This is a genomic window from Bradyrhizobium sp. S3.7.6 (assembly GCF_054061875.1).
Map to the genome: position 1 here is coordinate 5,066,542 of NZ_JBSSEQ010000001.1, position 23,485 is coordinate 5,090,026.

Here is a 23,485-nt window from a genome sequence, read left to right on the forward strand (position 1 = left end):
TGGCGCACGCGGCGAGAACATCGCTTTAGTCGAACCAGGCGGCGTAGATCTTCCTGTAGCTGCCGTCCTCCATCGAGATGTGCAGCCACTGGTCGACGAAAGCCTTCAGCGCCATGTCGCGCTGGAGCCAGTAGGCCTTCTCCGAAAAGTCGAACGGCTTCTCGGGATGCACCGCGCAGAGCACGCCGGAATGCTGCTTCTGCTGGTAGCGGGTCTCGGAGGCGTCCGTCATCATCAAATCGGCGTTGCCCTTGGCGATCTCGTCGAAGATCACGGTGTTGTCGGGGAAGACGTTGATCTCGGCGTCCTTGATGTTGGCGCGCGCGAACCGCTCATTGGTGCCGCCGGGATTGACGATGACGCGGGTGCCCTTCTTGTCGATGTCGGAGATGGTCTGGTACTTGCCGACGTCGGCGCAGCGTGCGATCGGCGTCTTGCCTTCACGCATGATCGGCATCGAGAAGAAGCCCTTCCTCTGCCGGTCGAGCGTGACCGAGACGCCGCCCATGGCGATGTCGAACTGGTCGGCCTCGAAGTCCTTCATGAGCTTCGGCCAGGCCGTCGGCACGAATTCGACCTTGACGCCGAGCGCCCTGCCGAGCGCCTCCGCCATGTCGACGTCGAAGCCGTTGAACTGCTGTGTCGCCTTGTCCAGGTAGGTGAAAGGCTTGTAGTCGCCGGTCATGCCGACGCGCAAAGTGCCGCGCTTGACGATCTCGTCGAGGCGCGATGGCGCCGGCTGCTGTGCATATACCGAAAAGTTCGCCAGCAGGACCGCGGCCAAAGCCGCCACGATTCGAACGATCATCTCTTTTCCACCCATGCCCGAGCTGTCATTGTGCAGCTCTTGAAACTTGGATTTAGACCAGATGCCCGTCGCTGGCGAGGCGGAATTGAAGGGAATTTAGGGTGACGATCTCGATGTATGACGCCTCGGTCGGCGTCTTCGTGCCGTATCTGCGCAACCTGTCGGCACTGCTGGACAAGGGCGTCGCCTATGCCGAAAGCCGGAAGTTCAATCCGGCCGTCCTGCTCGGCATGCGCATGGCGCCGAACATGTACGATCTGGCGCAGCAGATAGGGGAGGCGTGCCGCCATGCCACGGTCGCGCCAGCCTTGCTGGCCGACCAGGAGCCGGTGGCGCTGCCGGCGCTGGAGCACGACATCGCCGGGCTTCAGGCGCGCATTGCGACGTCAATCGAGTTCATCGAGAGCCTGTCGCGCGCCGAGATCGATAGTGCGGCGGAACGGAATGTCTTCTTCAGGCTGAAAAACGGGACCGAGCTGCCCTTCACCGGGCGGACGCTGCTGCTGACGTTCAGCGTCCCGCAATTCTTCTTCCACGTCACGACGTCCTACGACTTGCTCCGGCATGCCGGCGTCGAGCTCGTGAAGCGGGATTTTCTCGGCCCTCGCGAGCGCTAGGCTTCGCCCTTGCGCTCGTAATCGGCGAGCGAGCTGCGGCCGGCGATCTCGCTGCGCAGCTCCTCGAAGCGCCGATGTGCCTCGTCCTCGTGCGCGTCGACGAAATGCACCGCGGCTTCGCTCGTCATCGGGCCGCTGACCACGGGCGCTGACTGCTCGCCGATGGTCTCGTGGACGTAGAACTGGCCGTCATCGCCGCGATGGACCGTCCATTTCAGACGGATCGCCACCATCGGCCCCGGACCGACCTTGCTGTAGCCATCGGCATCGGTGTGCTCCGGCACCAGCGGCTGCTCCTCGACCACAGGATGCTCGTGCTCGTCGACCACCACATGCTCGTCGGCGATCGGATGCTCGTCGGCGACGACCTGCTCACCGTCGACCACCATTTCGGTCTCGGTCTCGCGGACGGGCTCGGGGTGCTCCAAAATGCTGGCGATGGTTGCCAGCGCGTGGTCGGTCGGGTCGATCTCTGACAAGGGTTCATCCTCCAGCTCGACGCGGCCGGCAAGTCTGTCCCACTGCCGCCGCGGCCGGACTTATTACGCGGGTTTGATTAAGGCTGAGTTGGGGCTCGATCTGCACCAAAATGGGACGCATTCTGGCGTTCCGGAGGCGAGCGGATAACCGCCCGCCCGGAGGTCGGCTCAGCCGAGCACGTCCTGGTTGATGATGTTCTGCCGGATGGGATCGCCGTCCAGCACACTCAGGATATTGCGAGCGGTCTGCTCGCTCATGCGGCTCACCGCCTCGACGGTGACGCCGGCGACGTGCGGGGCCATGATGACGTTGGGCAGCGCGAACAGCGCGTTGCTGACCGGCGGCGGCTCCACCTCGAACACGTCGATCCCGGCACCGGCAATCCTGCCGGAGACCAGGGCGTCGTATAGCGCAGCCTCCTTCACGATGCCGCCGCGTGCGGTGTTGATGAGGTAGGATTTCGGCTTCATCCGGCCGATCCGCGCCGCATCGAACAGGCCGACGGTTTCCGGGGTCTTCGGGCAGTGAATGGTGACGAAGTCGGCGTTGGGCAGTGCGGTGTCGAGGTCACCGACGGGCTCGCAACCCGCGGCCTTGATCTCGGCCGCAGGCTTGTAGGGATCGTAGACCTGCACCTTCATTTCCATCGCCAGGCAGCGCTTGGCGGTGCGACTGCCGATGCGGCCGAAGCCGATGATCAGCACGGTCTTGCCGTAGAGGTCGAACGGCAGCATGCCGAGCCGGTTGGCCCATTGGCCGTCCTTGACGCAGGCGTGCATCTCATTGGCGCGCTTGGCCAGCGTCAGCATCATGAACAGCGCCTGCTCGGCGACCGAGGGCGAGTTGGCGCTGCCCGCCACCATCAGCGGCACCTTGCGGCGGGAGAGGGCGGGCACGTCGACGGCGTCGTAGCCGACACCGATGCGGGTCACCACCTTCATGTCCTTCGAGGCCTCGAGCTCGGTCTCACCGAAGGCGGTGGCACCCAGCGCCACGCCGTGAACCGGCGCGTGGTTCTTCAGCAAGGCTTCGAAATCCTTGGCCGAGATCAGGTTCGGAAACTCGACGAGCTCGATATCGTCTCGCTGGGTGAGGAGGGCGCGGGCCCCTTGCGACAAAGTTTGTGTAACGAAAATCTTCTTCTTGTTGGTCGCCATCGCTCCCTGCCTGCTCGCATTTCTTGGACCTGCGTCACAACACGACGCCGGTGTCTTCGTTTAGCAGGTGCATATTGTTGAGGTCCATCGCCAAACGCATGGGTGCCCCGTCCTTGGCGCCGGCGTTGGGATCGACGCGGCCACAGACGGGCGTGCCGTCGAGCCCGAAATAGACCAGGGTCTCCATCCCCATCGGCTCGGTGACGTCGAGCACGGTGTCGAAGGTCTCGACGCCGGGCCCCAGATGCGCATGCGACTCGGTGAGGTGCTCGGGCCGGAGGCCGAGCAGCAGCTTGTCGGTGCGCGGCAGCGCGTTGTAGCGCGCGGCGCGAGCCTGTGGCAGCGCAAAGGCGATGCGGTCGGTCAAACGGATCTGGAGCGCGCCGCCGACATCCTCCAGCCGGCACGGGATGAAATTCATCGCGGGCGAGCCGATGAAGCCGGCAACGAAGCGCGTCGCCGGCTTGTGGTAGAGTTCGTTGGGCGTGCCGATCTGCTCGATGCGGCCCTTGTTCATCACAACGACGCGGTCAGCCAACGTCATCGCCTCGACCTGGTCGTGGGTGACGTAGACGGTGGTGGTGCGCACCTTCTGGTGCACCTTCTTGATCTCGATCCGCATCTGCACGCGCAGCTTGGCGTCGAGATTGGACAGCGGCTCATCGAACAGGAACACTTTCGGATTGCGCACGATGGCGCGGCCCATCGCGACACGCTGGCGCTGGCCGCCGGAGAGCTGCTTCGGCTTGCGGTCGATCAGGTCGGTGATGTCGAGGAGGCGGGCGGCTTCCGTCACCCGCGCCTTGATCTCGGCCTTGGGAAAGTGCTTCAGGCGCAGCCCGAACGACATGTTCTCCGCGACCGTCATGTGCGGGTAGAGCGCGTAGTTCTGGAACACCATGGCGATGTCGCGATCCTTCGGCGGTACGTCATTGACGACGTCGCCGCCGATCATGATGTCGCCGTCGCTGATGTCCTCGAGGCCCGCGATCATGCGCAGCGTCGTCGACTTGCCGCAGCCCGAAGGCCCAACCAGCACGATAAACTCATGGTCGGCGATGTCCAAGTCGATGCCGCGCACGGCTTCGACATCATCGTAACGCTTGACCACCTTCCGCAATGCAACGTCAGCCATGAGACATCAACCCTTTGTCGCGCCGGCGGTCAGGCCGGCGATGTAGTAGTCCATCAGGAAGGCGTAGATGACCAGCGGCGGAGCTGCGCCGAGCAGCGCGCCGGTCATGATCTGGCCCCAGTTGAAGACGTCGCCCTTGATCAGGGTGGTGGTGATGCCGACCGGGAGCACGAGCTGGTCGATGGACGTCGTGAACACCAGGGGATAGAGGAACTGCGCCCAGGACACCGTGAAGGCGAAGATGGTCGCGGCAATCAGGCCCGGCAGCGCGACCGGAATAAAGATCCGCGTCAGGGTCTGAAGCCACGAGGCGCCGTCGATGATCGCGGCCTCGTCGAGCTCCTTCGGGATCGAGGCGAAATAGCCGATCATGATCCAGGTACAGAACGGCACCGTCAGCGTTGGATAGACGAATAGCAGCACGTACCATCGGTTCAGGAGCGTGATGCCGGTGATGTCCTGAACCAGCGCCAACATCTTGAACAGCGGGATGAAGAGGAGGCTGTCCGGGACCAGGTAGGTCAGGAACACGCCGGTCGCGAGCGTTGTCGAGCCCCAGAACTTCATCCGCGCGAGCGCGAAGGCCGCAGGGATGCTGATCAGCATGGTGACTATCACAACCACCAGCGACACGATGGTCGAATTCCAGAAGAACCGGAGGAATTGGTTCGACGTCAGTAGTTCGACATAGTTTGCCAGCGTCGGGTGGAACACCCACCACGGATTGGTCGCAGCCGAGATCTCCGCGCTGCTCTTGAGCGAGGTGATCACCATGTAGAGCGGCGGCGTCAGAAAGAAGATCGCAAACAGCACCAAGAAGAAATAGGACCAGCGCAGCGCCCAGGTACGGTCGCGGCTCATGCTGCCATATTTGACCTTGCGCCGGGGGCCGGCCTTGTCGATCGCTATTGTGCTCATCAGGATTCGTTCCCGCGTTTATTGACGTCGCGCAGGATGAAGATCGCTGCGACGGCGAGGATCGGGACCATGAACAGCGAGACGCTGGCGCCGAGCGGAATGTCGTTGCTCTCGATGCCGACCCGGAACGCATAGGTGGCAAAGATCTGGGTCTGGTCGAGAGGCCCGCCTGAGGTCAGGATGCGGACGATGTCGAAATTAGCGAAGGTGACGATCAGCGAGAACAGCGTCGTGATCGCGATGATGTTGCGCATCATCGGCAGCGTCACGTACCACATCTTCTGCCACCAATTGGCGCCGTCGATTGCGGCGGCCTCGTAGAGCTGGTCCGGCACCGATTTCAGCGCCGCCAGGTACATGATCAGGAAGAACGGCGCGCCGTACCAGACGTTGACGAGGATGACGGAAAAGCGCGCCCAGGCGGCATTGCCGAGCCAGTTGATGGGACCGATGCCGAAGAAGGAGAGCGTGTAGTTGAAGGCGCTGTAGGAGGGGTCGAACAGCCACAGCCAGGCGAGCGTGCTCATCGCCGGCGGGATCACCCAGGGCACCAGCAGCATGCCGCGCCATTTGCGCTGGCCCTTGGCCGGTATGTTGTGCACCAAATGCGCGACGATGAAGCCAATCAGCGCCTTGAAGAACACGGCGGTGATCGCGAAGATGCAGGACTGCTCCACCACCATCCAGAACGTCTCGCGCTTGAACAGGAAGGTGAAGTTGCCGAAGCCGACGAATTTTTGCATCGACTTGTTCAGCGTCGCGAGGTGGATCGAGAACAGGGCAGGGTAAAGCACGAACAGCGCGATCAGCAGGATCAGCGGCAGCGTCAGGAAGAACGCCACGGTCGATTTCCGCTTCAACGCATTGTGCAGGCCCGTCCGTTTGCGCGCGCTCGCCGTGCGGGCGACGCGACCGTCCTCAACGACGACATCGGCCATGTCAGTGTCCTTGGGTCAAGCTTCCTTGCGGAATGTCCAACGGCGGAGCCGGCACCCGCGTGTCGGCTCGATCTGCTCATTCCATCGAACGGTGGGGTGCCCTGGCGGCTCACGCGGGGATGCGTGAACCGCCGTGGCACACCCCGGCTTAGGTTCGCATGAAGCCTTCACACTCGCCTTCGCCCCAGGCGATTGCGGTCTCCAACTTTTCGCCCTGCGCAAAGCGCAGCGCCATCTTGGTCAGCGTGGCCTGCGCGTAGATCTGCTGGGCGATCTTCGGCGGCGCCGGAGAGGCCGCAATCGACAGTGTCTGATGATTGTAGGGATTTGGATAGTGATAGAGCGTGCCCTTCGGCGGGCCTACCTCGGCCCAGGTCTTCAGCGTCGTCATCTTCGAATAGGCCGGCAAATCGTAGCCGCCGCTCGCCGCGACGAACTTTTCGATCGATGACGGCTGTGACAGAAATGCCAGAAGGCTCTTGGCCGATGCCTTGTTCTTGGAGAAATTCCAGAGACCCCAGAAATAGGGCAGGAACGGCGCATACCGGCCTTTAGGACCGGAGGGGAAGCCGTGCGTCCAGCATTGCTCGGCGACCTGCGGCGCGTCGCGCTTGGCGACCGCCCAGGCGCTCGGCGGATTCATGATGAGGGCGCCGCGGCCGGAGATCAGCCATTTGTTGTTCGAGGCATCGTCCCAGGACGGTGCGTCCGGCGGCAGGAAGGCGATCAGCTTCTTGTAGTATTCGAGCGCCTGGCGAACCTCATCGGTCTTCACCGTGACATCGCCCTTGGCGTTGACGAGTTCGGCGCCGAACGACTGGAAGATGGCGCCCGCGGTATCGACGCTGTCGGTGGTCTCGCCGAGACCGATTCCGAATGGGAAACCTGCCTTCTGGCACGCTTCCGCCGCCTTCAGGAATGTATCCATATTCCAGCTATCGGCCTTGGGCGGCGCGCCGACGGGGTACAGTTCCTGGACGTCGATCCCCGCATGCTTCTTCATGAGGTCGATGCGCGAGCAGGGCCCCTTGATCTGGCTCCCCGGGGTTGCCGGGACCGCAAGCCATTTGCCGTTGGCCTTGCCGAGATATTTGACCGTGTCGTTGACCTCACCGTTCTGCTTGATCGCTTCCTCGACCACGTCGTTCACCGGTTCAAACTGCTCGGCATACGCATGCGGCCACCAGGTGTACATCTGAAGAATGTCGTGACCGGATTTGGCCTGCGCTTCGGCCGCGACCGTCAACTCGATCTTCTTGTTGTTGCTGGTGATGTAATCGATGGAGACTTCGACCTTCTCCTTTTCAGCCCATTCCTTGACCATGGCGGTGGAGGCGTCGTTGGCACCGGGCACCCAGTGGTCCCAGAAGCCGATCGAGAGTTTGCCGGCGGCGTAAGCGCCGCGGACATAGGGCGCTGTGATCAGCGCTGCGGAGGACATTGCAGTGGCAGCTACAAATTGACGTCGCGTCAGTGTCTTGCGTGACATCTCGTTTCCTCACCTGGATGTTTTATTGTTCTCGCGTTTCCTCTGGCATTCCGAGTTTTGTTTTTGATTTTTGTTCGCGTTTCTTGGTGCTACCGCCTCGCCGTGAAATCGCGCGAAGCGCAGCAAATTGGTAGCGCGATCAGATCATGATTGATCCCGTCTGTCGAGGAAGCCGAACGACTCGCCGTCTAGAACTAACGTTGCGTCCGGGAACGCGGCGGCGCCGTCTCGCGAAGCACACCCGGAGGTGAACCTCGGAGGCGCATTTTGCGACGCACACTTCGGGTCAAGGACCGCAGGACATCTCGTGCGCAATTACGCCGCAGTTTCGAATAAGCCTTCATAACCGCTTCGCGCCAAACAGTTTTCGGGCGTGGACAGCAATTGGCTGCGGCTGGACCGCGAAGCGGCGAAAACGATAGAGTTGCAACCGGCGGGTGGCCCCCACCCGGACAGGACAATCGGATCGACGATGGAGACCAGAATGATCAACCCGGCGCCGCCTGCGCGGCTTCACCTGCGGCGATGGTTCGCGCTGGGCTCCGTGCTCGCGGTGCTGCTGGGCGCCGCCGCCGTTGCGCAGGCGCAAGGCCTGGTCAAGGGCGTTCAGGATGGAGCCGCGGCCGGCAACAAGGCGGCCGGACCCGTTGGCGGCGTGCTGGGCGGTGCGATCGGCGGCGTGGTCGGTGTCTTCACCGGCGTGCTCGGCGTCAACAACCAGCCGGCTCCGGCTGCCAAGGACGCGAGCAAGGATGCCAGCAAGGACGCGAGCAAGGATTCCAAGCAGCCGGGCGCCGGCAAGGAAAAGGGCGCCAAGGAGACCGCCAAGGCGGGCAAGGGCGCCAAGGCGAGCAAGGAAGCCAGGAATGCGCCGCAGGACAACAAGGACAATAAGGACGTCACCGTCCTCACCCAGCCCGGCGCGCCGCAACAGTCCGCCGAGCAGATCGTCGCCAACAGCGATTCCTATATCGAGCGGATCAAGACCGAGTTGAACCTGACGCCCGATCAGGAGAAGCACTGGTTCGGCTTCTCGAGCGCAATGCACTATCTGGGGCATAATGGCGCGGAGCGGCTCAACCTGCGGATCGCCCGCGCCAAGCGGGATCCGCCTGACGACATCATCGAGCAGATGCGCAACGAATCGCAATTCCTGATCGACCGCGCCGCCGACCAGCGCAATGTCGCCGATGCCGCCGAGCCGCTTTATTCGAGCCTCGACGACAAGCAGAAGCAGGTCTTCATCCAGGAGATGGTGCGCCTCAGCCACGAGCGCGGGCTGGATTAATCAAGTTGAATCCGATCGCGGGCGTCTGAATTAACGGCGCCCGCCACGAATTCGTGAATCCTCTCCGCATTTCGGGTATGGTTAGCTTCGTAAGCTGACTGCGGGGTTGATATGGCGGACGGACTCTCCGTTTTCCTGGTCGAAGACGAGGCGTTGATCCGGATGATGATCGCCGACATGGTGGAGGAACTCGGCCATCATGTCGTCGCGGAAGCGGACAATGTCCGGGACGCGAGCGCCTTTGCGATGACCGCGCAATACGATTTCGCCATCCTCGACATCAACCTGAAGGGCCTCTACGTCGATCCCGTCGCCGACCTGATCGAGCGCCGCGGCAAGCCGTTTCTGTTCGCCACCGGCTACGGGCCGGAGCTGCTGCCGTCCTTGCTCCGGCGGCGGCCGATCCTGCGCAAGCCGATTTCCCTCGACCAGCTCAAGGTGATGATCGATTCGCTGTTTCCGGACGCGGTCGCCAAAGCTCCTCACTGAGAAGGCTCCTCACCGAGAAGGCGCCGTACCGAGATCGCCAACGAAAATGGCCGCCCGTGAGGGGCGGCCATTTGGCGAAAGAATGTCTCGTCGTCTCAGATTAGGCCGGCGCTGAGGTCGATGCCGCGCGCCATCACGCCGAACGAGGCGACCAGGCCCATGCAGCAGAACAGCAAGATGATCTTGAACGAAGAATCGGCAAAACGGGTTTCGACGGCGGCCGGGATCGCGGCAAGCGAAATCATGCTCATGTTCATTCCCCCCTTTGTTGACCCCTGAATTGCATCAGGTAGGGGAAGCTCTTAGAGCAAAAAGTTTGACGCGAGCTTGCGAGGGATCGTTAACGGAATCGCCATCGCTCGCGTGTTTGCGCGAGTAGCAAGCGGTCCCGCAAGTCTCAGTTGCGGCCGTTCTTCAGCACGGTGGCGATGGTATGGGCCGTCATGGCGGCGCGATCAGAGGCGCGCTGCGCGGCCAGCCGGTCGCGCGCCTTTTCCTCGATCAGGAGCTCGATCAGGGCCAGCCGCTTGTCATCGTCGTCCGCCTCGGTCAGCAGGCGGTGATAGCGGTGATAGTCGAAACCGAAGTCCTGCTTACGCATGTCACGCCCCCGCAACTACGGGAATTGTTTCCCATCGGACACAGTCGGGCAAGCACGATCCTGCGTGGAACCGCGCCTTGGCTGCAATCAGCTGTGTATAGTTAACGGACTGGACGGCGTCGGAGCCGATCGCGGCTCATCAATCCGGATTGTGGTCGGCGAACATCTTCAGGCCGACGAAGCTCGCGTCGGGTTTCGTCACCAGCCTGGTCGGGATATTGCGCAAATAGTCCTGGAAGCGTCCCTTGGCTTCGAAGCGCGCCCGGAACGCGGAAGCAGCAAGGAACTCCGGAAAGCGCGGCACGATCCCGCCGGCGATGTAGACGCCGCCGCGGGCGCCGAAGGTCACCGCGAGATTGCCCGTGACTGAGCCGAGGATGGCGCAAAACATCTCCAGCGTCGCGCGGCTCAGTTCGCAACTGCCCTCCAGGGCGGCCTTGGTGATGGCGGCGGCGTCACGGTGCGGCACCTGGGCGCCGTCGACCTCCGCCAGCGCCTCGTAGAGGTTTTGCAGGCCGGAGCCCGAAAGCGCGCCGCGCTCGATGGAGATATGACCGAGACGTCGGCGCATGGCCGCGATCACGCGCTCCTCGCGCTCGGTCTCCGCCGGCAAAGTCGCGTGGCCTGCCTCGGTGACGACCGCCAGCCGGGCGCCGTGGCGTTCGACCAGACAGGAGACGCCGAAGCCGGTTCCAGGCCCAACCACCAGCAGCGGCTCGCGCGGGAGGCCGTCCTGGCCCCCGAGCGGGATCAAATCGGCAGGCTTCAGGGCGGGCAGGGACCAGGCCACGACCTCGAAATCATTGAGCACATGCACGCTCTCGAAGCCGAGGGCCGGCTGGAGCTCGTTGCCGTCGATGACCCACGGACTGTTGGTCATGACGCAGCGGTTATTGGTCACGGGACCCGCGACGGCCAGCACGGCGCGTTTGGGCTGCTTGCCGCCTGACCGGCGCGCAAGGACGTCGGCGATGGCTTCCCGGACGGTCGGGAAGTCAGCGACCTTCACATAGTCGATGGGCCCGGCCTGGTCGCCGCTGTCCGATGCGCTTTCGCTCAGCGCAAAGCGCGCATTGGTGCCGCCGATATCGGCGAGAAGAATCTGTCCTGTCTTGCCGATACTCATGATCTTGTGGCTGCCGCGTCCTGCAGGCTCGCGGGAACCGTTCCCTCCGCTCCATCCGATCCGCAATTTGCGAACGTCTCTAGAATCCGTCCTCGGGTGAGCCTAGTCAACTCGGACAACGCCAAACCGTTGCATCCCAGGTGCGACGGGCGCGATATCGCCGCATGTGTCGATGGTTGCGAAGCCGCGCGAGAAGATCGACATTGGACGGATCGTTCGGCGCCCGTCGCGCCGGACGGCTGGAACGGGACCTTGCGATGCAGATTTCCGACCGCGACGTGCTGCTGGTGATCGACGTGCAGAACGACTTTTGCACCGGCGGAGCGCTCGCCGTTCCCGGCGGCGAGAAGGTTGTCCCGGCGATCAACCGAATTGCCGCAAAATTCACCAATGTGGTGCTGACCCAGGACTGGCATCCGGGCGATCACGTCTCGTTCGCACCGAACCATGCGGGCAAGCAGCCGTTCCAGACCATCGAGCTCGACTACGGCACCCAGGTGCTGTGGCCGACGCACTGCGTGCAAGGCACGGCGGGCGCTGAATTCCATGGGGAGCTCGACGTTACCAGGGCAAACCTCGTGGTGCGCAAAGGCTTTCGTCGCGGCATCGATTCCTATTCGGCGCTGTTCGAGAACGACCACCGGACGCCGACCGGGCTGCTCGGCTATTTGCGCGAGCGCGAGCTGAAGACCGTCTTCATCGCCGGTCTGGCGCTGGATTTCTGTGTTCGTTTCTCGGCGGAAGATGCCCGCAAGGCGGGGTTCGAGGTCGCCGTCATCGAGGATGCATGCCGCGGCATCGATCTCGACGGCTCGGTGGCCGCGACCCATCGGAGTTTTCGCGAGCGCGGTATTTCGAGCGTCAGCCTGGAGGCCTTGCTGTGAGGACCTTGAGATAGTCATGGTGGAGAAGGGCGGCAAACCGCTGGGTGGATCGGATCGTCCTCCGAATGATCCGCTGCTATGGCCATTTGCGGCGGCGCGGCTCGCGATGGACGCCTGCTTCTGGTGGCTGGAGCGCGATCCGCCGGAACAGGACGCGAGCAATCTGCCGTGGACGACACCCAACACGGTCGCCCTGGAGCTTGCGACCATGCGCCTGCGCGATTGCACGCGGACGCAATCCGGCCAGCCGGCACTGGTCTGCGCGCCCTATGCGCTGCATCGGGCTCTGATCGCCGACTTCGCACCGGGCCACAGCGTGGTGCAGTCCCTGCAGAATGGCGGCATCGATCGGGTGTACCTCACCGACTGGCGCTCGGCCTCGCCGGACATGCGCTATCTCTCGATCGACAGCTATCTCGGCGATCTCAACGTTGCCGTCGACGAAATCGGCGCGCCGGTCGATCTCGTCGGCCTGTGCCAGGGCGGCTGGCTGTCGCTGCTCTATGCGGCGCGCTTTCCCGCCAAGGTGCGGCGGCTGGTGCTGGTGGGGGCGCCCGTCGATCTCTCGATCGATTCCGCGTTGTCCCGGCTCGCTCGCAATGCGCCTGAGGCGCTCTACGACCAGCTCGTGGCGCGCGGCGGCGGCAATGTCAGCGGCGACGAGATGCTGCGCTTCTGGACGAAGGCGCCGAGCCGCGACGACATTGCGGCGGCATTGCAGAGGGATCTCTCGGACGAGGAGGGCGCGGCACTGCTCGCGCGTTTCGATCGCTGGAATACCGAGACGCTCAACCTGCCCGGCACCTATTATCTGGAGATCGTCAACCGAATCTTCCGGGAGAATCGAATTGCCGGCGGCAACTTCACGGCGCTCGGCCGCGAGGTTGATCTGAGGGACGTCAAGGCGCCGGTCTTCCTGCTCGCCGGGTTCGATGACGACGTCGTGCCGGCCAGACAGGCGCTTGCGACCGCCGGTCTGCTCGGAACGCCGCCGGCCTTCATTGCCGCGGCCTCCGAGCCCAGCAATCATCTCGGCCTGTTCATGGGGGCGCGCACCCACGCCCATGCCTGGCCCCGGATCGCCGAGTGGCTGCGCAACGACCTCTCCGGAGTGCTGGCCCGCAGCGCCTGACCTTGTCAGGTGCCTTGGCCCGGCCGGGCCGGCGAACACGCAAATCCGTTATGCATGACGGCGGATGGCCTGCACGGGGCCCGGTCGATGGGTTACATATCATGGGGAACTGGCGGCTGCGGCCGCGACAAGATTAAGGGTACCGTGCTCGATGAGCTTCCACTCGATCTACGCCCATGGATTTGCGCGCGTGGCGGCCTGCGTCACCACCTCCCATGTGGCCGATCCCACGGCCAATGCGAAGGCGATCCTGGCGGCGGCAGGCGCTTGCCATGAACAGTCGGTGGCGGTTGCCGTGTTTCCGGAGCTGTGCCTGTCCGGCTACGCGATCGAGGATCTCGTCAAGCAGGACCCGCTGCTCGATGCGGTCGAGCGCGGGCTCGCCTCAATCGTCGAGGCCTCCTCGGCCTTGATGACCGTCCTGATCGTCGGCGCGCCGCTGCGCTTCGGTCATCGCATCTACAATTGCGCCGTCGTCATTCATCGCGGCAACGTCCTTGGTGTCGTGCCCAAGTCTTATCTGCCGACCTATCGCGAATTCTACGAGGGACGGCATTTCGCCTCCGGTGCCGGCGTGGCCGGAGAGACGATCGCGTTTGGCGGGCTGCACGCACCGTTCGGCGTTGACCTCCTGTTCGCGGCCGAGGATGTTCCGGGCCTGATCATCGGCGTCGAGATCTGCGAGGACATGTGGATTCCGGTGACGCCGGCATCCGAACTCGCGCTTGCCGGCGCCAGCGTGCTGATCAATCTATCCGGCAGCCCGATCACGATCGGCCGGGCGCGCTCGCGCGCACTGCTGTGCCAATCGACGTCGGCGCGTTGTCTTGCGGCCTACGTCTATTCCGCCGCGGGGGCAGGGGAATCGACCACGGACCTGGCCTGGGACGGCCAGACCTCGATCTATGAGAACGGCGTGCTGCTGGCCGAGGGCGAGCGGTTCCGCCAGGACGGCCAGATCACGCTGGCCGACGTCGATCTCGATCTGCTCAGGCAGGAACGCGCACTGATGGGCACTTTCGACGATAATCGCCGGCAACGCGAAGCCTTTTTCCGGAGGATCACCTTCGCCCTGAAGCCGCCGGCCACCGACATCGGCTTCCTGCGCCAGATCGAGCGCTTCCCGTTCGTGCCGAGCGACGAAGCCCTGCTCGAGCAGGATTGCTACGAGGCCTACAACATCCAGGTCGCCGGCCTCGTGCAGCGCATGCGCGCGACCGGAACCAAGCGCGTGGTGATCGGCGTCTCGGGCGGGCTCGATTCCACCCACGCCCTGATCGTCGCCGCCAAGGCGGTCGACCTGCTCGGACTGCCGCGCAGCAACATCCTAGCTTACACGATGCCGGGCTTTGCCACCGGCAGCGAGAGCAAGACCAACGCACTGGCGTTGATGAAGGCGTTGCAGACGGAGTGGCAGGAGCTCGACATCCGTCCCACGGCGACGCAAATGCTGAAGGACATCGGTCATCCCTTCGGCAAGGGCGAGAAGGTCTACGACATCACGTTCGAGAACGTGCAGGCGGGCCTGCGCACGGACTATCTGTTCCGGCTCGCCAACCATCATGGCGGCATCGTCATTGGAACCGGCGATCTCTCGGAGCTCGCGCTCGGCTGGTGCACCTACGGCGTCGGCGACCAGATGGCGCATTATAATGTCAACGCCGGGGTGCCGAAGACGCTGATCCAGCACCTGATCCGCTGGGTGATCGCCTCAAAACAGTTCAGCGACGACGTCAACCGGACGCTTGCGTCGATCCTGTCGGCCGAAATCTCACCCGAGCTGGTTCCGGTCAAGCCCGGCGAGAAGCCGCAGAGCACGGAAGCCTCCGTCGGGCCCTACGAACTGCAGGATTTCAACCTGTTCTACACGCTGCGGTTCGGCATGCGGCCGTCCAAGATCGCGTTCATGGCGCAGCACGCCTGGAATGATGTCGCCAAGGGCGAATGGCCGCCGGCGTTCCCGACCGATAAGCGCAGGGCCTATGATCTGCCGGAGATCCGGCGCTGGCTGGAGGTGTTCCTGCGCCGGTTCTTCGCCTTCAGCCAGTTCAAGCGCTCGGCGATGCCGAACGGTCCGAAGGTTTCGGCCGGCGGCTCGTTGTCGCCACGTGGCGACTGGCGCGCGCCGTCGGATTCCAGCGCTGCGGCATGGCTTGAGGATCTCGAGCGGAACGTTCCGAAGTGATTGAGACGGCTGATCGGGCAGGGTAGCTCCAGAACGCGGGCAGGGTAGCTCCAGAACGACTTCGCGCCGCGCGGCCCATAAGGCCGGCGGCGCGAAATTGCGTTCAATCTAGAAAGTGCCGAGGTCCGGAGTGCCTAGGAGTCCGGACCTCGTCACCTTGCCCCAGCCTTTGATCCCCCCGCCCCATGCGGTCCCCCAACCCCATGTAGCGCGATCAGAAGGTGATGCCCCTGGAAGGCCGCCGATCGATGCGCGCGATGTACGCGAAGTATGGTTAGGATTCCATTCCGGATCACTACGGACACGAACGCGCTTGATGCTGCACGCTGGTGCATTCGTCCGCATCTGCTGCGATCACTGCTGCCTGAATTCGATGCAGGCGATCGGCGGGGATGTCCACATCAGCGCATCGCCCCGGCACCTGCATTTCACGGGCCTGTCACTTAACTGGTCTAGCGCTGCTCCCGTCATCGCTGACGGTCAAGGAGCAAGCCATGTCGAAGCCGGTGCTGGGCGCAGCATTGTCCATCAAATCGATCCCTGCTCACCGAGATTGGCTTCTGGAACGGCAGCGCGATCTCGAAATCCAGGATTTTTTCCGCGCGGATTTGCTCGACGGCGATTGGCGGAGTGCGGCCAGCGAGATCAAGCAGATGCTCTCGGGCCATACCGGCCGGCTCGGCATTCACGGCCCGTTCTGGGGCTTCAAGATCGACAGCCATGATCCCTTGATCCGCAAGGCGGTGACGAAGCGCCTGCTCCAGGGCCTCGATGCCGCGGAATTCCTCGGTGCGACGCAGATGGTGATCCATTCACCGTTCACGACCTGGGACCACAACAATCTCGACCTCTATCCCGATAACCGCGGCAATCTCGTCGAACGCGTCAAGACGACGCTTGCCGAGGTGATCGCGCGCGCCGAGACGATCGGCTGCGAGGTCGTCATCGAGAACATCGAGGACAAGGATCCGCGCGACCGCGTGCGCCTCGCCAAGGCGCTCGAAAGCAACAAGGTCCGCGTCTCCCTCGACACCGGCCACGCCAACTATGCCCACATCTCCACCGGCGCTCCGCCGGTCGATTACTACGTCGAGACCGCCGGCGACATGCTGACGCATGTGCACCTCCAGGACACCGACGGCTTTGCCGACCGGCACTGGGCGCCGGGCGAAGGCAACATCCCGTGGGTGGCCGTGTTCCGCGCGCTGGGCCGGCTGACCTCCAACCCGCGGCTGATCCTCGAACTCCGCAATCACGACGACGTTCGCGCCGGCGCAGCCCATCTGGCCGCGCTCGGTCTCGCTGAATAACCGGCATCACAAAGGTCAGGGCTTATCGTCATGAGCAAACTCACCCGTCGCACCATCCTGAAGTCCGGCGGCGCTGCCGCAGGCACGCTTCTCCTGCCGCGCTTTGCGATCGGGCAGGCCGACAACCGTCCGTCGGTGACGATCGCCGTGCAGAAGGTGACGAATTCGAACGTGCTCGACGTGCTGCGCGAGCAATCGAACGTCGGCGAACGCGTGTTCTTCTCCTCGATCTGGGAGGGCCTGATCTCCAAGAACTGGCGCGGCAGCCTGGAGGCCGTGCCGGGCCTCGCCACCGAGTGGCGCCGCATCGACGACCAGACCGTCGAGGTGAAGCTGCGCCAGGGCGTGAAGTTCCACAATGGCGACGAGCTGACGGCCGAAGACGTCGTCTTCACCTTCAGCCGCGAGCGCATGTTCGGCGAGACCGAGGCCAAGAGCCGCTCCACCATCCAGGCCTTCGAGAAGATCCCGACGCCGCGCCCGGGCAAGGAATTGCCGCCTGATGTGCCGGCGGTCGCCCGCCGCATCTGGCCGGACCTCGTGCGCGTCGATGCCGTCGACAAGTACACCGTGCGCTTCTACAACGCGACGCCCGACGTCACGATCGAGGGTCGGCTGTCGCGCTACGGCTCCGACATCATGAACCGCCGCGCCTGGGAGCAGTCCGCGAGCTATCTCGACTGGGCGCGCAAGCCGATCACGACGGGCCCGTACAAGGTCGTCGAGCTCAAGCCCGACGTGTCGCTGACCCTCGAAGCGCATGACGAATATTGGGGCGGCCGGCCGCCGCTCAAGCGCATCCGTTTCCTCGAAGTGCCCGAGGTCGCGAGCCGCATCAACGGCCTGCTGTCGGGCGAATACCAGTTCGCCTGCGACATCCCGCCGGACCAGATTGCCGGGATCGAAAAGAACGCGGCGTTCGAAGTGCAGGGCGGCACCATCCTCAATCACCGCCTGACCGTATTCGACAAGAACCACGCCCAGCTCGCCAATCCCTTGGTGCGGCGCGCCTTCACCCACGCGATCGACCGCCAGGCGATCGTCGACAGCCTCTGGGCGGGCCGTACCCGCGTGCCGAAGGGCCTGCAGTGGGAATTCTACGGCGACATGTTCAACGCCGACTGGAGCGTGCCGGCTTACGATCCGAAGCTCGCGCAGGATCTGTTGAAGCAGGCCAACTACAAGGGCGATCCGATTCCCTATCGCCTGCTCAACAACTACTACACCAACCAGGTTGCGACCGCTCAGGTGCTGGTCGAGATGTGGAAGTCGGTCGGCCTCAACGTCCAGATCGAAACCAAGGAGAACTGGTCGCAGATCATGGAACGTGCGCCGACCCGCGCGGTACGCGACTGGTCGAACTCGGCTGCTTTCAACGACCCCGTCTCGTCGCTGGTCGCCCAGCACGGCCCGAACGGCCAGCAGCAGCAGATCGGCGAGTGGACCAACGCCGAACTGAACAAGCTTTCGGAGTTCCTGGAGACCTCGACCGACCGGGCCGCCCGCAAGAAGGCGTTCCGCCGCATGCTTGAGATCGCCGAGCGCGAGGATCCCGCCTATACGGTGCTGCACCAGAACGCGACCTTCACCGCGAAGCCGAAGTCGATCAAGTGGAAGGCGTCGCCGGCATTCGCGATGGATTTCCGCGCCGGCAATTTCGAGGCGTAAGTGGTGACGCCGCTGGTCAGCATCCAGGGCCTCAGCGTCGCCTTCAACGGCGTCCCGGTCCTGCGCGGCGTCGATCTCACCTTACAGAAGGGCGAGGCTCTCGGCCTCGTCGGCGAGTCCGGCTCCGGCAAGTCCGTGACGTGGCTTGCGGCGCTCGGGCTCTTGCCGCGGCATGCAAAAGTCTCGGGCTCCGTGCGGCTCGACGGACGCGAAATCCTCGGCGCAGCCGCGGGTGAGCTTGACCGGGTGCGGGGCGGGCGGGTCGCCATGATTTTTCAGGATCCCGCAAGCGCGCTCAATCCGGTGCTCACCATTCGCAAGCAGCTCTGCGAGGCTCTGGCGCTGCATCGCGATCTCTCGGGCGAGGCGGTGAAGGCCGAAGCGCGGCGGCTGCTCGATCTCGTCGGCATTCCCGATGCGGCGCGGCGGCTCGAAGCCTATCCGCACGAATTCTCGGGCGGCCAGGTCCAGCGCATCATGATCGCGATGGCGCTGGCCGGAAATCCCGATCTCCTCGTCGCAGACGAGCCGACCACGGCGCTCGACGCCACCATCCAGGCGCAGATTTTGGAGCTGCTCTCGACCATCCGCCGCGAGATGAGCATGGCGATGGTGCTGATCAGCCATGATCTCGGCGTCGTCGCGGAAAACTGCGACCGCGTCGCCGTGATGTATGCCGGCCGCATCGTCGAGCAGGCGCCCGCCAACCAGCTCTTTGCCGATCCGGTGCATCCCTACGCGCAGGGCCTGATCGGCGCACTGCCGCCGCTCGACGGACCGCGTCGACGTCTCACGGCCATTCCGGGGACCGTTCCCGATCCCGCGCACATGCCAAGCGGCTGTGCCTTCGCGCCGCGCTGCGTGCTGGCGGCCGAGCCGTGCGGACTTGCCGTGCCGAGCCTGGCGCCGATCGCGAACGATCGCGTGGTTGCCTGCATCCGGGCTGAAGCTTCGCGCCGCGCGTTGCTCGGGATCGCCGCCGAATGAGCGCGCCGCTCGTCGAGGTGTCCTCGATCTCGCGCAGCTACGCGATGCGCTCCGGGATGTTCGGCCGCAGCACAGCGGTTCACGCGGTCGACGGCTTGTCACTTGCGATCCGCAAGGGCGAGACGCTCGGCCTCGTCGGCGAGTCCGGCTCGGGCAAGTCGACCACGGGTCGTATCGTGCTCGGTCTCGAGCCGCCCGATCGCGGTGAGGTGCGGTTCGACAGCAAGGCGATGGCCGCGCCGGGCACGAAGGCGTGGCGCGCGCAGCGGGCGCGCATGCAGATGATCTTCCAGGATCCGCTGGGGGCGCTTGACCGGCGGTTACCGGTCGCCACCCAAATCCGCGAGCCCCTGGACATTCACGGTCTCGGCACGCCGGCCGAACGCGAGGAGCGTGTCCGCGAATTGCTGCGCGCGGTCGAGCTGACGCCGGCGCATGGCGCGCGCTATCCGGGCGCGCTCTCCGGCGGCCAACGTCAGCGTATCGTGCTGGCGCGGGCACTGGCGACAAAGCCCGATTTCCTCGTCTGCGACGAGCCGGTCAGCGCGCTCGACGTCTCGATCCAGGCGCAGGTGGTGAACCTGCTTTGCGACCTCCAGGTGCAGCTCGGGTTGACGCTGCTGTTCATCAGCCACGATCTGCGCGTCGTGCGGCAGATCAGCAATGTCGTCGCCGTGATGTATCTCGGCCGCATCGTCGAGATCGGCAGCGCCGACGATCTCTTCGCGCGTCCCGAACACCCCTATACGCAGGCGCTGGTCTCGGCGTCACCCGCGCCCGGCCGCCGCAGTGCGGGCCGCATCGTGCTGGCAGGCGATCCGCCGAACCCGGCGGCGCGGCCGCAAGGCTGTGCCTTCCATCCGCGCTGCCCGCGCGCTATCGCGCGCTGCGCGAGCGAGGTGCCGGCGCTGTCGGCCGTCGGCGGAGACAGGCAAGTCGCCTGCCATCTCGTGACGGGGCCGCAGGCCGAGACGCGGGACGCGGCCTGATGGGACGCTATCTTGCCATTCGGATCGGACGCGCGGCGCTGACGATCGTGCTCGTCGTCACCTTCGCCTTCGTGGTGCTGCGCCTCTCCGGCGATCCCGCGCTGATGATCCTGGGACCTGAGGCGCCGCCGGAAGTGCTCGCCGCCTTCCGCAAGGCCTGGGGGCTCGATGATCCCATCTGGTTCCAGTACCTCGACTACTTCGGCGCCATCGCCAAGGGCGAGCTCGGCCGCTCCATGCGTGACGGGCGACCGGCGATCGAGCTCGTGCTGGAGCGGATTCCGGCAACGCTGGCGCTGACGCTGCCGGCCTTCTTCTTCAAGGTCGCGCTCGGCATTCCCGCCGGCATCTATGCGGCGCTGCACCGCGGCTCGGGAATCGATCGCGCCGTGATGATGACGGCGGTCGCCGGCTTCACCGTGCCGAGTTTTGTCCTTGCGCTGCTGCTCGTGCTCGTCTTCGCCGTGCAGCTCGGCTGGTTGCCGTCGGGCGGGCAGGACAGCTGGCGTCACGCCATCCTGCCAATCGTGACACTCAGCCTCGGCGGCGCCGCGGTGCTGGCGCGCTTCACCCGCAGCGCCATGCTGGAGGTGCTGGGCCAGCCCTATATCCGCACCGCCTCGGCCAAGGGCGTGCCGTGGCGCAAGGTGGTGACGTCGCATGCGCTGCCGAACGCGGCGATCCCGACCGTCACCATCCTCGGCTTCATGGTGGGCACGCTGATCGCGGGCGCGGTCGTGGTCGAGAGCGTATTTGCCTGGCCGGGAGTAGGGCGCCTGCTGGTCGTCGCCGTCGCCAACCGCGACCTCGCCGTCGTGCAGTGCATCCTGTTGCTGGTCGCGATGACCATGGTCACGTCCAATCTGATCGTCGACTTCCTCTACGGCTTCCTCGATCCGCGGCTTCGCGCGAAGGGAGCGCACGCATGACCGACGCAGCGCTGAAGGACACGGCTGTCCGCCGCCGCATCAGCCTTCCCGCGATCCCGGTCTCGGTCGCGCTCGCGATCAGCTGGATCGTCGCCATGCTGGTGATCGCGGCGTTCGCCGAGAAGATCGCGCCTTACAGCTTCACCCAGCTCGACCTGCGCAACCGGCTGGCTGCGCCCGGCAATGTCGCGCACTGGCTCGGCACCGACGAGCTCGGCCGCGACGTGCTGTCGCGCTTGCTCGTTTCCATCCGCATCTCGCTGTTGATCGCCTTCGGCGCGACCGCGATCTCGGCGATCGTCGGCACCACGCTCGGCTTTCTCGCCGCGCATTTCCGCGGGGCCGTCGAGCAGCTCGTGCTGATGCTGACCGACTTCCAGGCCAGCATGCCGTTCCTGATCATGGCGCTCGCGGTGCTGGCCTTCTTCGGCAACTCGCTGCCACTGCTGATCGGCCTGATGGGGCTGTTCGGCTGGGAGCGCTATGCCCGCATCGCCCGCGGCCTCGCCATCTCCGCCAATGCGCAAGGCTATGCCGCGGCCGTCCGCCAGCTCGGTGCGACGCCGTCGCGGATTTACTTGCGCCACATCCTGCCCAACATCGCCTCGACCCTGATCGTCTCGACCACGCTGGTCTTCCCCGAGGTGATCCTGATGGAATCAGGCCTGTCCTTCCTCGGCCTCGGCGTGCAGCCGCCGATGACCAGCCTCGGCAACATGGTCGGCTATGGCCGCGAGTACCTGACCCGTGCGCCCTGGATCATGCTGGCGCCGGCGACCACCATCGTGATCACCACGCTGGCCGTCTCCGTGATCGGCGACTGGCTGCGCGACCGGCTCGATCCGACCCTGCAATAGGGCGACTGGCCTGACGCGTGCGCCGATTTGCCGTCGGACACCCGCTTCTAGCCTTGGACCTCCGGCGTCCTGCCGCGCCCGAGCGCGAATTGGCCGACCGGGCCCTCGATATGGAATTCCAACTCCGTCATTTTCGCGAACAGATCGATGTTGGTGCTGCCAATGGCGCAGCCGCCGAGGCCCATATCGGTTGCTGTCAGGTAAAGCGTCTGAATCAGGCTGCCGACATCCTTCAGGATCAGCGAATATGCGATTGAGCTGTATTTCCAGGAGACCCGCCCAAAACGCGCCGCGATCGTGATGAGGATTTGCGGCTGACCCGGCGCGTCCATGGCGAACTGGGCAGCTGCCAACTGCGCCTGGAGTTGTTGGGGGGAGGCGCTGATCGCGACTAGAGCGTGGCTCCCTGCATCGTAGTGGTAGAGTCCGCGCGCAAGCCCGTCGCAGTTCGCGACGGTAAGGTACAATTCTAGCTCGTACGCGCTGCCCGCCGACGGATAAGGCCTTGTGCTGTAGGTGACGTCGGAACCGCCTTCGAAATACGGCTCGCTCTTCCATTCGGACAAGACGCGCGCGCTGGTGTCGAGAAACTGCGCGAGTTCGCCGAGCGTGACCGGATTCTTGTCGTCGAAATCCCGTGTTGAATGGCGTTCGCGCAACAGCTTCGGGAAGCGGGAGTTCGGCTCCGGGGAGGAGAATTTGCGCAGGTCAATCTTGCTGCCGGCCCAGGGCGGACGCACTGCCGGCGACGGCGGAACGACGCCGGCATAGGTGAAGGCGGCGCCGACCGGATTGGCTTGCCGACCCTCCGTGCTCCGCGTGTGAAACACCAGATCGTGGAAATCCCAGAGTACGAGGTTGCCGTCGCCTTCGTTCACCCGCAGGCCTTGTCCGTCTTTCGCATCGAGCTTGAGCAGGATCTGGCTGTCCAGCAACAGTTCGAGCAGATGGAGGGTGGAGGGAGCTATCTTCTGGTTGAGCTTGCCGATCTTCCGAGGGTGCGACAGCGCCGCAAGGGTGGCGGCGATGGCGGGATCGCCAATCCGGAACAATGCGCCGGCGCGTGGCGATTCCAGCACCAAATCGTTGCCGCGCCGGCGCAGAAAGGCAAAGCGCGATAGCACAATGGTGTCACGACTGCCCAGCTTCGCGCGCCGCGGCCAGTATTCGGGGACTTGGGGTTCGATGACCACAAAGTCCTGCGTGTTACGCGAAGAGGAGAGGCGGTATTCCAGAAGCCCCTGCCGGGCCAGGCGACGCACCAGGGCGTCGACCTCTCTCGCGAGGGCGCTCTTGCCTGCAAAGGACGCGAGCGGAAGGCCGGTGCTCAGACGTCGCGCGCAGTCCATCGCGGCCGCGCTGAATTGTCCGAGGTTGACGGAATAGTCGCCCAGAATGGCGGTGATGTTTCCGTCCGGCTGCATCTGGAGGGAGAAGTTATGGCTCAACCGGGCGGCAATGTCTGGCGCGATCTTCCTGGTCGGCTTTTTCCGGGGAG

The 23,485-nt window shown here is 64.5% G+C and carries 23 protein-coding genes; 12 read left to right on the forward strand and 11 right to left on the reverse strand.

What is annotated here, in order from left to right; genetic code table 11:
* Window positions 1–25 precede the first annotated feature (25 nt).
* Window positions 26–808, reverse strand: coding sequence for a transporter substrate-binding domain-containing protein (locus ACVJ5M_RS24620; protein ID WP_085399005.1), 783 nt, complete (start codon window positions 806–808; stop codon window positions 26–28).
* 113 nt (window positions 809–921) lie between these two features.
* Between ACVJ5M_RS24620 and ACVJ5M_RS24625 the strand changes: the two genes are divergently transcribed.
* Window positions 922–1,425, forward strand: coding sequence for a DUF1993 domain-containing protein (locus tag ACVJ5M_RS24625; protein ID WP_028158770.1), 504 nt, complete (start codon window positions 922–924; stop codon window positions 1,423–1,425).
* On the opposite strand, the gene ACVJ5M_RS24630 is transcribed toward ACVJ5M_RS24625, so the two are convergent.
* The 6 genes from ACVJ5M_RS24630 to ACVJ5M_RS24655 form a co-directional block, all read right to left on the reverse strand.
* The gene (locus ACVJ5M_RS24630) at window positions 1,422–1,904 is read right to left on the reverse strand and encodes a hypothetical protein (RefSeq protein ID WP_166096603.1); all 483 of its coding nucleotides are present in this window, start codon (window positions 1,902–1,904) and stop codon (window positions 1,422–1,424) included. The two genes, ACVJ5M_RS24625 and ACVJ5M_RS24630, sit on opposite strands and share 4 nt — an antisense overlap.
* 168 nt (window positions 1,905–2,072) lie before the next feature.
* Window positions 2,073–3,062 (reverse strand): hydroxyacid dehydrogenase, encoded by a 990-nt coding sequence (locus ACVJ5M_RS24635; RefSeq protein ID WP_354096470.1) that lies wholly within the window; start codon window positions 3,060–3,062, stop codon window positions 2,073–2,075.
* 34 nt (window positions 3,063–3,096) lie between these two features.
* Window positions 3,097–4,197, reverse strand: coding sequence for an ABC transporter ATP-binding protein (locus tag ACVJ5M_RS24640; protein WP_071913821.1), 1,101 nt, complete (start codon window positions 4,195–4,197; stop codon window positions 3,097–3,099).
* 6 nt (window positions 4,198–4,203) lie between these two features.
* On the reverse strand, window positions 4,204–5,115 hold the full coding sequence (locus ACVJ5M_RS24645; RefSeq protein WP_071913823.1) for a carbohydrate ABC transporter permease: 912 nt from the start codon (window positions 5,113–5,115) through the stop codon (window positions 4,204–4,206).
* Window positions 5,115–6,053 carry a carbohydrate ABC transporter permease gene (locus tag ACVJ5M_RS24650; RefSeq protein ID WP_063983244.1) on the reverse strand — a complete coding sequence of 313 codons (939 nt, stop codon included), beginning with the start codon at window positions 6,051–6,053 and terminating at the stop codon, window positions 5,115–5,117. Before ACVJ5M_RS24650 ends, ACVJ5M_RS24645 begins: the two co-directional genes overlap by 1 nt.
* 148 nt (window positions 6,054–6,201) lie before the next feature.
* A complete protein-coding gene (locus ACVJ5M_RS24655; RefSeq protein ID WP_354096471.1) occupies window positions 6,202–7,542 on the reverse strand; it encodes an ABC transporter substrate-binding protein in 1,341 nt (446 codons plus the stop codon).
* 484 nt (window positions 7,543–8,026) lie between these two features.
* Between ACVJ5M_RS24655 and ACVJ5M_RS24660 the strand changes: the two genes are divergently transcribed.
* Together ACVJ5M_RS24660 and ACVJ5M_RS24665 are read left to right on the forward strand one after the other, a co-directional pair.
* Window positions 8,027–8,830, forward strand: a complete 804-nt coding sequence (locus ACVJ5M_RS24660) for a Spy/CpxP family protein refolding chaperone (RefSeq protein WP_354097568.1) — start codon at window positions 8,027–8,029, stop codon at window positions 8,828–8,830.
* A 111-nt stretch (window positions 8,831–8,941) separates the two neighbouring features.
* Window positions 8,942–9,319 (forward strand): response regulator, encoded by a 378-nt coding sequence (locus tag ACVJ5M_RS24665; RefSeq protein WP_354096473.1) that lies wholly within the window; start codon window positions 8,942–8,944, stop codon window positions 9,317–9,319.
* Window positions 9,320–9,414: 95 nt separating this feature from the next.
* On the opposite strand, the gene ACVJ5M_RS24670 is transcribed toward ACVJ5M_RS24665, so the two are convergent.
* The 3 genes from ACVJ5M_RS24670 to glk form a co-directional block, all read right to left on the reverse strand.
* A complete protein-coding gene (locus ACVJ5M_RS24670) occupies window positions 9,415–9,570 on the reverse strand; it encodes a hypothetical protein (RefSeq protein ID WP_259257549.1) in 156 nt (51 codons plus the stop codon).
* Window positions 9,571–9,716: 146 nt separating this feature from the next.
* The gene (locus ACVJ5M_RS24675) at window positions 9,717–9,920 is read right to left on the reverse strand and encodes a hypothetical protein (RefSeq protein WP_014495215.1); all 204 of its coding nucleotides are present in this window, start codon (window positions 9,918–9,920) and stop codon (window positions 9,717–9,719) included.
* Window positions 9,921–10,059: 139 nt separating this feature from the next.
* Window positions 10,060–11,046, reverse strand: coding sequence for a glucokinase (gene glk / locus ACVJ5M_RS24680; protein ID WP_354096474.1), 987 nt, complete (start codon window positions 11,044–11,046; stop codon window positions 10,060–10,062).
* 257 nt (window positions 11,047–11,303) lie between these two features.
* Here glk and pncA point away from each other — a divergent pair, with 257 nt between their 5' ends.
* The 9 genes from pncA (at window position 11,304) to ACVJ5M_RS24725 (ending at window position 21,987) form a co-directional block, all read left to right on the forward strand.
* Complete coding sequence (gene pncA / locus ACVJ5M_RS24685) at window positions 11,304–11,930, forward strand: bifunctional nicotinamidase/pyrazinamidase (RefSeq protein WP_354096510.1); 627 nt, start codon at window positions 11,304–11,306, stop codon at window positions 11,928–11,930.
* Window positions 11,931–11,946: 16 nt separating this feature from the next.
* Window positions 11,947–13,062, forward strand: a complete 1,116-nt coding sequence (locus tag ACVJ5M_RS24690) for an alpha/beta fold hydrolase (RefSeq protein ID WP_354096475.1) — start codon at window positions 11,947–11,949, stop codon at window positions 13,060–13,062.
* 151 nt (window positions 13,063–13,213) lie between these two features.
* Complete coding sequence (locus tag ACVJ5M_RS24695) at window positions 13,214–15,247, forward strand: NAD(+) synthase (RefSeq protein WP_354099693.1); 2,034 nt, start codon at window positions 13,214–13,216, stop codon at window positions 15,245–15,247.
* A 494-nt stretch (window positions 15,248–15,741) separates the two neighbouring features.
* The gene (locus tag ACVJ5M_RS24700) at window positions 15,742–16,557 is read left to right on the forward strand and encodes a sugar phosphate isomerase/epimerase family protein (RefSeq protein WP_063983251.1); all 816 of its coding nucleotides are present in this window, start codon (window positions 15,742–15,744) and stop codon (window positions 16,555–16,557) included.
* Between the two features lie 30 nt (window positions 16,558–16,587).
* Window positions 16,588–18,225, forward strand: coding sequence for an ABC transporter substrate-binding protein (locus ACVJ5M_RS24705; RefSeq protein WP_354099692.1), 1,638 nt, complete (start codon window positions 16,588–16,590; stop codon window positions 18,223–18,225).
* Window positions 18,226–18,228: 3 nt separating this feature from the next.
* Window positions 18,229–19,212, forward strand: coding sequence for an ABC transporter ATP-binding protein (locus ACVJ5M_RS24710; protein WP_354099717.1), 984 nt, complete (start codon window positions 18,229–18,231; stop codon window positions 19,210–19,212).
* Entirely contained in the window at window positions 19,209–20,201 is a 993-nt protein-coding gene (locus ACVJ5M_RS24715) for an ABC transporter ATP-binding protein (protein ID WP_354099691.1), read from the forward strand. The genes ACVJ5M_RS24710 and ACVJ5M_RS24715 overlap by 4 nt, the downstream gene beginning before the upstream one ends.
* Window positions 20,201–21,130 carry an ABC transporter permease gene (locus ACVJ5M_RS24720; protein WP_014495224.1) on the forward strand — a complete coding sequence of 310 codons (930 nt, stop codon included), beginning with the start codon at window positions 20,201–20,203 and terminating at the stop codon, window positions 21,128–21,130. The genes ACVJ5M_RS24715 and ACVJ5M_RS24720 overlap by 1 nt, the downstream gene beginning before the upstream one ends.
* Complete coding sequence (locus tag ACVJ5M_RS24725; protein ID WP_354099690.1) at window positions 21,127–21,987, forward strand: ABC transporter permease; 861 nt, start codon at window positions 21,127–21,129, stop codon at window positions 21,985–21,987. The genes ACVJ5M_RS24720 and ACVJ5M_RS24725 overlap by 4 nt, the downstream gene beginning before the upstream one ends.
* A gap of 47 nt (window positions 21,988–22,034) precedes the next feature.
* Here ACVJ5M_RS24725 and ACVJ5M_RS24730 read toward each other — a convergent pair whose 3' ends face one another.
* Window positions 22,035–23,411 carry a SagB/ThcOx family dehydrogenase gene (locus ACVJ5M_RS24730; protein WP_354099716.1) on the reverse strand — a complete coding sequence of 459 codons (1,377 nt, stop codon included), beginning with the start codon at window positions 23,409–23,411 and terminating at the stop codon, window positions 22,035–22,037.
* Window positions 23,412–23,485: the final 74 nt, after the last annotated feature.